Annotated in this window: 7 protein-coding genes and 1 pseudogene; 5 read left to right on the top strand and 3 right to left on the bottom strand. The window is 74.3% G+C overall.

Annotation, left to right across the window (positions count from 1 at the left end):
* The coding region (locus NCC78_RS25865; protein WP_250797716.1) for a lycopene cyclase family protein at positions 1-894 on the top strand (894 nt) is incomplete at its 5' end.
* Between the two features lie 64 nt (positions 895-958).
* Positions 959-1,441, top strand: coding sequence for a ribonuclease HI (gene rnhA / locus NCC78_RS25860; RefSeq protein WP_250797715.1), 483 nt, complete (start codon positions 959-961; stop codon positions 1,439-1,441).
* Between the two features lie 17 nt (positions 1,442-1,458).
* On the opposite strand, the gene NCC78_RS25855 is transcribed toward rnhA, so the two are convergent.
* From NCC78_RS25855 to NCC78_RS25845, 3 genes are all read right to left on the bottom strand, one after another.
* Positions 1,459-1,689, bottom strand: coding sequence for a hypothetical protein (locus NCC78_RS25855; protein WP_250797714.1), 231 nt, complete (start codon positions 1,687-1,689; stop codon positions 1,459-1,461).
* A 42-nt stretch (positions 1,690-1,731) separates the two neighbouring features.
* Entirely contained in the window at positions 1,732-1,968 is a 237-nt protein-coding gene (locus NCC78_RS25850; protein WP_250797713.1) for a preprotein translocase YidC, read from the bottom strand.
* A gap of 69 nt (positions 1,969-2,037) precedes the next feature.
* Positions 2,038-3,255, bottom strand: coding sequence for an MFS transporter (locus NCC78_RS25845; protein ID WP_250797711.1), 1,218 nt, complete (start codon positions 3,253-3,255; stop codon positions 2,038-2,040).
* Positions 3,256-3,344: 89 nt separating this feature from the next.
* Here NCC78_RS25845 and NCC78_RS32125 point away from each other — a divergent pair.
* From NCC78_RS32125 to mraY, 3 genes and pseudogenes are all read left to right on the top strand, one after another.
* A pseudogene (locus NCC78_RS32125) lies at positions 3,345-3,722 on the top strand (MarR family transcriptional regulator); the annotation flags it as partial.
* Positions 3,719-5,176: a UDP-N-acetylmuramoyl-tripeptide--D-alanyl-D-alanine ligase gene (locus NCC78_RS25835; protein WP_250797710.1), complete on the top strand. Its 1,458-nt coding sequence runs from the start codon at positions 3,719-3,721 to the stop codon at positions 5,174-5,176. The pseudogene NCC78_RS32125 and the gene NCC78_RS25835, both read left to right, overlap by 4 nt.
* Entirely contained in the window at positions 5,173-6,297 is a 1,125-nt protein-coding gene (gene mraY / locus NCC78_RS25830) for a phospho-N-acetylmuramoyl-pentapeptide-transferase (RefSeq protein ID WP_250797708.1), read from the top strand. The genes NCC78_RS25835 and mraY overlap by 4 nt, the downstream gene beginning before the upstream one ends.
* Positions 6,298-6,486: the final 189 nt, after the last annotated feature.

Here is a 6,486-nt window from a genome sequence, read left to right as displayed (position 1 = left end):
GAACGGGTCGAGGTGCGTACCGGCGGGGGTGCGCCGACCGTCCGCGCCTCCTGGGTCCTGGACTCCCGGCCCCGACCGCCCCGGCGGCCCGGCCGCACCAACTGGCTGCAACACTTCCGCGGCTGGTGGCTGGAGGCCGACGCGCCGGTCTTCGACCCCGGGCGGGCCGTCCTGATGGACTTCCGCACCCCGCAACCGGCCCGGGGCGTGTCGTTCGGCTACGTGCTGCCGGTCAGCAGCCGCTACGCCCTGGTCGAGTACACCGAGTTCTCACCCGACCTGCTCACCGACGCCGGCTACGACGCGGCGCTGAGCGGTTACCGGGACCTGCTCGGCCTGGACCCGGCCCGGCTGCGGGTACGGGAGGTGGAGAACGGCGTGATCCCGATGACCGACGGCCCGTTCGACGCCCGCCCCTCGCCCCGCGTGGTGCGCCTCGGCACGGCCGGCGGGGCCACCCGCCCCTCCACCGGATTCACCTTCTCCGCCATGCACCGCCAGGCCGAGCAGATCGCCCGCGCCGTCGCCGCCGGCCGGCCCCCGGTGCCCGCGCCCGCGTACCCCCGTCGTCACCTGTGGATGGACGCGGTCGCGCTGCGGGCGCTGGACCGCGGTGGGGTCGGCGGCCCGGAGTTCTTCGACCGGCTCTTCGACCGCAACCCGGCCGAGCGGGTGCTGCGCTTCCTCGACGGCGCGACCACCCCCGCGGAGGAGGTGGCGCTGATGAGCTCCACCCGGCTGCTGCCGATGGTGGCGGCCACCGCCGGTGACGCCGCCGCCCGGCTCCGCGACCGCCTGGGCCCGTCGCGGCGGGCGGCGTGGACGGTCCCGCGGCCGGTGGTCGACGACGCCCCCGACGGCCGGGCCGACGCGGACGGTCAGCGGGGCCGGTAAACCGCCTTCCGCGACCCGTGACCCGCGCGCCGGGAAGCGGGTGGACCTTCGGTAGGTTGCCGACATGGTGGTGGACGCGGCGGCCGGCAGGGTCGTGCAGATCTGGACGGACGGGGCGTGCAGCGGCAACCCCGGCCCGGGCGGTTGGGGCGTGCTGCTGCGCTACGGCACGCACGAGCGGGAGCTCTGCGGCGGCGAGGCGACCCCGACCACCAACAACCGGATGGAGCTGATGGCCGCCATCCGCGCCCTGGAGAGCCTGACCCGTCCGGTCGTGGTCGAGCTGCACACCGACAGCACGTACGTGCGCAACGGCATCACCAGCTGGCTGGCCTCGTGGAAGCGCAACGGCTGGCTGACCGCCGCGAAACAGCCGGTCAAGAACGCCGACCTGTGGCAGCGGCTGGAGGCGGCGTGCGCCCGGCACGAGGTCACCTGGTTGTGGGTGAAGGGGCACAACGGCCACCCCGAGAACGAGCGCGCCGACGCCCTGGCCAACCGGGGCATGACCGAGGCCCGGGCCGCGGCGGTGCCCGCCGGCCGCTGACCCGGGACCTCGGCGGCTCACTCCTCGCGGCTCGGGTCCACCGTCCCGGAGACCTCGTCCACGTCGTATCCGGCGCGGCTGATCTCCCGGGCGGAGCGTCGGTCCTCTGCCGGCAGGTCGGCGAAGTCGTCGCCGGTGTCGTCGGTGGTGTGCAGGGACTCGCCGGGCGGCCGCAGCGACGCCTGCATGGCGGTGGCGCCGTCCGGCTCGTCGGTGGCGGTGAGGTCGAAACGCTTCTCGTCGGTCATGCCGCACTCCTGCCCGGCTCGGGTGATCGCAAACGCCGGCCGTCAGCGGGCCGCGTCCGGGTGGCCGGGCATGTTCGACCCGCCGCTGCTGCTGCCGGACGCGCCGCCGGCCAGCCCCGACCCGTCGTCCTCGGTGACCAGGTCGGGCGCCGGCGTCGAATCGTCGGGCGCCGGGACTTCGGTGTCCGCCTCGACCTGGACCAGCCTGGCCTGGCCGGCCTCGTCCTCGGCGTGCTCCGGGTCGACCGGCAGCTCACCGTCACGTGCCTGGAATTTCACCCCTGCGCCTCCCGTCGGTGGTGCCCGGTCGGCAGGGGCTACCCGGGTCGAGGGGGTCGAAACCACACCTCAGCCCCGCGCGCTCGTTCCGGAGGCGCCGGAGTCGATCGTGGCGGGCTGGTCTGCTTCGTCGGCGGCCGGGGCGGCGCCCCGTAGGTGCCGACGCCGGGCGAGGGCGAGCGCGAGGGCGACCACCAGCGCCACCGGCACGAGCAGGAAGGTGGGCCCGGCACCGAGGCGGTCGTTGAGGGCGCCACCCGTTGAGGAGCCGAGGGCGAGGCCGAGCTGCCCGGCCGTCTGCAACCAGCCGTACGCCTCCGCGGTACGTGGTGCGGGGGCCGCCCGGGCCATGAGCTCGTCGGTGACGGCGAGCCAGGGCGCGAGCGCGAGGCCGAAGATCGCGACGGCCACGGCCATCTGCGGCACGGTGCGCGGCAGGAGCAGCGCCAGCGAGGTGGACGCCAGGGTGGCGAGCAGCGCCACGTACGCGGCGCCAGGGCTGCGCAACCGGCCGCGTCGGGCGAGGACCAGGCCGCCCGCCAGGCTGCCCACCGACCACACGGTGATCAGGATTCCGGCCTGGTCGGCGTGCCCCACGCCGGTGGCGAACGCGGGGACGAGCACCCACATCGCGCCCATGCACGTCATGTATCCGACGTGCACCCCGAGCAGCGTGCGGACGGTGCCGTGGGCCACGGCCGTCCGCCCGGTTTCCGGCAGGTCGGGGGCGCGGGTGGCGCGACCGGGGACGACGGCGGCGTGGGCGGCCAGGGCGGCGGTGCCGACGGCGGCGAAGGCGAGCAGCGCTCCGCCGGGACCGGTCAGCACGAGACTCAGGGTCACCGCGAGCGGACCGCCGATGTAGAGCAGCTCCAGCCCGATCGCGTTGACGGCGTAGGCGCGGGTGACCGCGGCGGGGGGCACCAGGGTCGGCAGGAGCGCGCGACCGCTGGGCAGGGCCGGCGGCGTGGCCAGTCCGGCCGCCGCGGCCAGGGCCACGAAGGCGACCGGACGGGTCGTCGTCGCCAGTGCGAGCAGCGCCCCCAGGTGGACGAGGCCGGAGGCGAGCAGGACCGGCCGGTCGCCGAGCCGGGCCAGCAGTCGGCCGAACAGGGGAGCGGTGACGGCCAACCCGATCCCGCAGGCCGCGCTGGCCATTCCGGCCGTGGCGAAGCTGCCGGTGTTGTGGTGGCCGATCAGGACGATGAGCAGTTGCCGCATCGCCACCGGGAGCTGCGCGAGGTTCATCAGGACGATGACGAGAACCGCGCGCCCCGGTAGATTCATAACTTATGAATTTACCCGAGGAGGACGCGCCCAACCTGCTCGGTGCGCTCGCGCTGCTCGTCAACTCCCGTGTGCGGGCGGCCGTCACCGGCCCGGCCGGCTCGGGGGGCGCGCTCGCCGAGGCGGTCGTCGTGCTCAAGGACCAGCCCGGCGCGACGGCCGAGTGGCTGGGTCAGGTCCTCGGGGTGACCCAGCCCGGCGCGGCCCACCTGGTGCGCCGGCTGGTGGAGCAGGGCTGGGTGCAGCGGCGGGCCGGCGCGGACGCCCGGATCGTGGAGGTCGCCGGCCGTCGCGCGGCGATCGACGAGGCGGTCCGCCTGGCCGAGCCCGGCGACGTGGTCGCGCTGCTCGGCAAGGGACACGAGCAGGGACAGGAGGTCGCCGGCGAGGTGCACCCGTTCGACGACCGCACCGAGCTGGCCGACGCGCTGCGCGCCCGCTTCGCCGACCGGGAGGGTCAGCGGTGATCACGCTGAGCCTGGCCGAGGTCGCCTCGGCGGTCGACGGGCGGCTGGTCGCGGCCGACCCGCAGACCCGGGTCACCGGTCCGGTGGAGTTCGACTCGCGCAAGGTGCGCCCGGGCGCGCTCTTCGTCGCCTTCCCCGGGGAGAAGGTGGACGGGCACGACTACGCGGCCGGCGCGGTGTCCGCCGGCGCGGTGGCCGTGCTCGGCACCCGCGAGGTGCCCGGGGTGCCGATGGTGCTGGTCGACGACGCGCTGGCCGCCATGGGCCGGCTCGCCCGGGCGGTCGTGGACCGGCTGCCCGGCCTCACCGTGATCGGGCTGACCGGCTCGTCGGGCAAGACCACCACCAAGGACCTGATCGCCCAGCTCGCCGCGCGGCTCGGCCCGACGGTCGCCCCGCCCGGCTCGTTCAACAACGAGCTGGGGCACCCGTACACGGCGTTGCAGGCCGGGCCCGAGACGCGCTACCTGGTGATGGAGAAGGGCGCCCGCGGGGTCGGGCACGTGCGTTACCTCTGCGACGTGGTGCCGCCGCGGATCTCCGTGGTGCTCAACGTCGGGGTGGCGCACATCGGCGAGTTCGGCTCCCGGGAGACCATCGCACTGGCCAAGGGGGAACTGGTCGAGGCGCTGCCCGCCGACGGCCTGGCCGTGCTGAACGCCGACGACCCGCTGGTCGAGGCGATGGCGTCGCGCACCGTGGCGCGGGTGGTGCGCTACGGCGAGGCCGCCCACGCCGACGTGCGGGCCGAGGACGTGACGCTGGACGACCGGGGCCGGCCGTCGTTCACCCTGGTGCTCCCGGAGGGGAGCGCGCCGGTGCGGCTCGGGCTGACCGGGCGGCACCAGGTCTCCAACTGCCTCGCCGCCGCGGCGGTGGCCCGCGAGCTGGGCATGCCCCTGGCGGAGCTGGCCACCGCGCTGGGCGCGCTGGGGCTTGTCTCCACCCGTCGGATGGACGTCTTCGAACGGACCGACGGGGTGACCGTGATCGACGACTCGTACAACGCCAACCCGGCTTCGATGGCGGTCGCGCTGCGCGCGCTGGCCGGCATCGGGCGGGAGCGGCGAACTGTCGCGGTGCTCGGCTACATGGCCGAGCTCGGCCCGTTCGAACGTGACGGGCACGCCGAGGTCGGCCGGCTCGCGGCCGAGCTGGGCGTCGACCGGCTGCTCGTGGTGGGCGAGCCGGCGGCGCCGATCCACGAGGGCGCGACATCGGTAGGTGACTGGGGAGGAGAGTCGGTGCTGCTCACCGATCAGGCGGCGGCCGTCGAGGTGCTGCGGAGCGAACTACGGCGGGGCGACGTCGTCCTGGTGAAGGGCTCCCGGTACCGCACCTGGGAGGTGGCCGACGCGCTGCGCGCCGACGCCGCCACCGGGGACGGGTTCGGCGGGAGCGCGGGCAGTGAGCCCGCGGGCCCGGCGGTCGCGACCGAGGGTGGCACGGCGTGAGGGCGGTCATCGTCGCCGTCGGGGTGGCCTTCCTGATCTCGCTCTTCATGACCCCGATCGCGATCAAGGTCTTCACCCGGCTGAAGGCCGGGCAGCCGATCCGGGCCGAGGGCCCGGCGATGCACCAGGGCAAGAAGGGCACGCCGACCATGGGCGGCGTGGTGTTCATCATCGCCACGGTCATCGCGTACGTGGCCGGCCACCTGGCCCTGACCACCCTGCCGGACGCGCAGATCGCCCAGGTCGAGCCGACCATCACCGCGCTGGTGCTGCTGGGGCTGATGGTCTTCTCCGGCGCCGTCGGCTTCATCGACGACTTCCTCAAGGTGCGCAAGCGGCACAGCGGCGGGTTGAACAAGCGCGGCAAGCTGCTCGGCCAGATCCTGGTCGGCGCGGTGTTCGGCGTGGTCGCGCTCTACTTCCCGAGCACGATGAAGGACGCGACGGGCGCGGCGACCAACACGGAGACCGTGGGCAGCACCACGCTCAGCTTCATCCGGGACATCCCGGCGCTGGAGATCGGCAAGGTCGCCTCGGTGATCGTCATCATCTTCGTGGTGATGGCGGCGACCAACGGGGTGAACCTCACCGACGGCCTGGACGGCCTGGCCACCGGCGCGTCGGTGATGGTGCTCGGCGCGTACGCGCTGATCGCGTTCTGGCAGTACCGGCACTGGTGCGCCGACCCGAACTACACCCAGGACTACTGCTACGCCGTCCGGGACCCGTTGGAGATCGCCCTGATCGCCGGGGCGGCGGCCGGCGCCTGCGTCGGCTTCCTCTGGTGGAACACCTCGCCGGCGCGGATCTTCATGGGCGACACCGGCGCGCTGGGCCTCGGTGGCCTGATCGCCGGCATGGCGATGTCCACCCGGACGATCCTGCTGCTGCCGATCATCGGCGGGCTCTTCGTGATCATCACGATGTCGGTGGTGATCCAGATCATCTCGTTCCGCACCACCGGCAAGCGGGTGTTCCGGATGTCGCCGTTGCAGCACCACTTCGAGCTCGCCGGCTGGAGTGAGGTCAACATCGTGGTCCGGTTCTGGATCATCGCCGGCATCGGCGTGGCCATCGCCCTGGGCCTGTTCTACAGCGAGTTCCTGGCCAACGTCACCTGATCCGACCGGTCGGTCCTCCGCCGGGGCCCCGGGCGCGCGTTCGCCCGGGGCCCCGGCGCGTCCGGGCCGGGTCGGCGCGCCCGGGGCGAACGCGAGCCCGACACGCCGACCGATCCGTTGCGCCGGTGGCGGCCCCGGGAAACCGCGATGATGTTCCGGTGGGGGAGGGACGCGACACCGAGGTCACGC

The sequence above is a fragment of the Micromonospora phytophila genome (genome assembly GCF_023656545.1).
Taxonomy (GTDB): Bacteria; Actinomycetota; Actinomycetes; order Mycobacteriales; family Micromonosporaceae; genus Micromonospora; species Micromonospora phytophila.
Note: the sequence above shows the minus strand (reverse complement) of the source record. Positions and strands in the feature narration are given on the sequence as shown.

Bases quoted from the DNA above. Each gene is read 5' to 3' on its own strand.
- rnhA (WP_250797715.1), top strand. From the start codon at position 959: ATGGTGGTGGACGCGGCGGCCGGCAGGGTCGTGCAGATCTGGACGGAC.
- NCC78_RS25855 (WP_250797714.1), bottom strand. From the start codon at position 1,689: ATGACCGACGAGAAGCGTTTCGACCTCACCGCCACCGACGAGCCGGAC.
- NCC78_RS25845 (WP_250797711.1), bottom strand. From the start codon at position 3,255: ATGAATCTACCGGGGCGCGCGGTTCTCGTCATCGTCCTGATGAACCTC.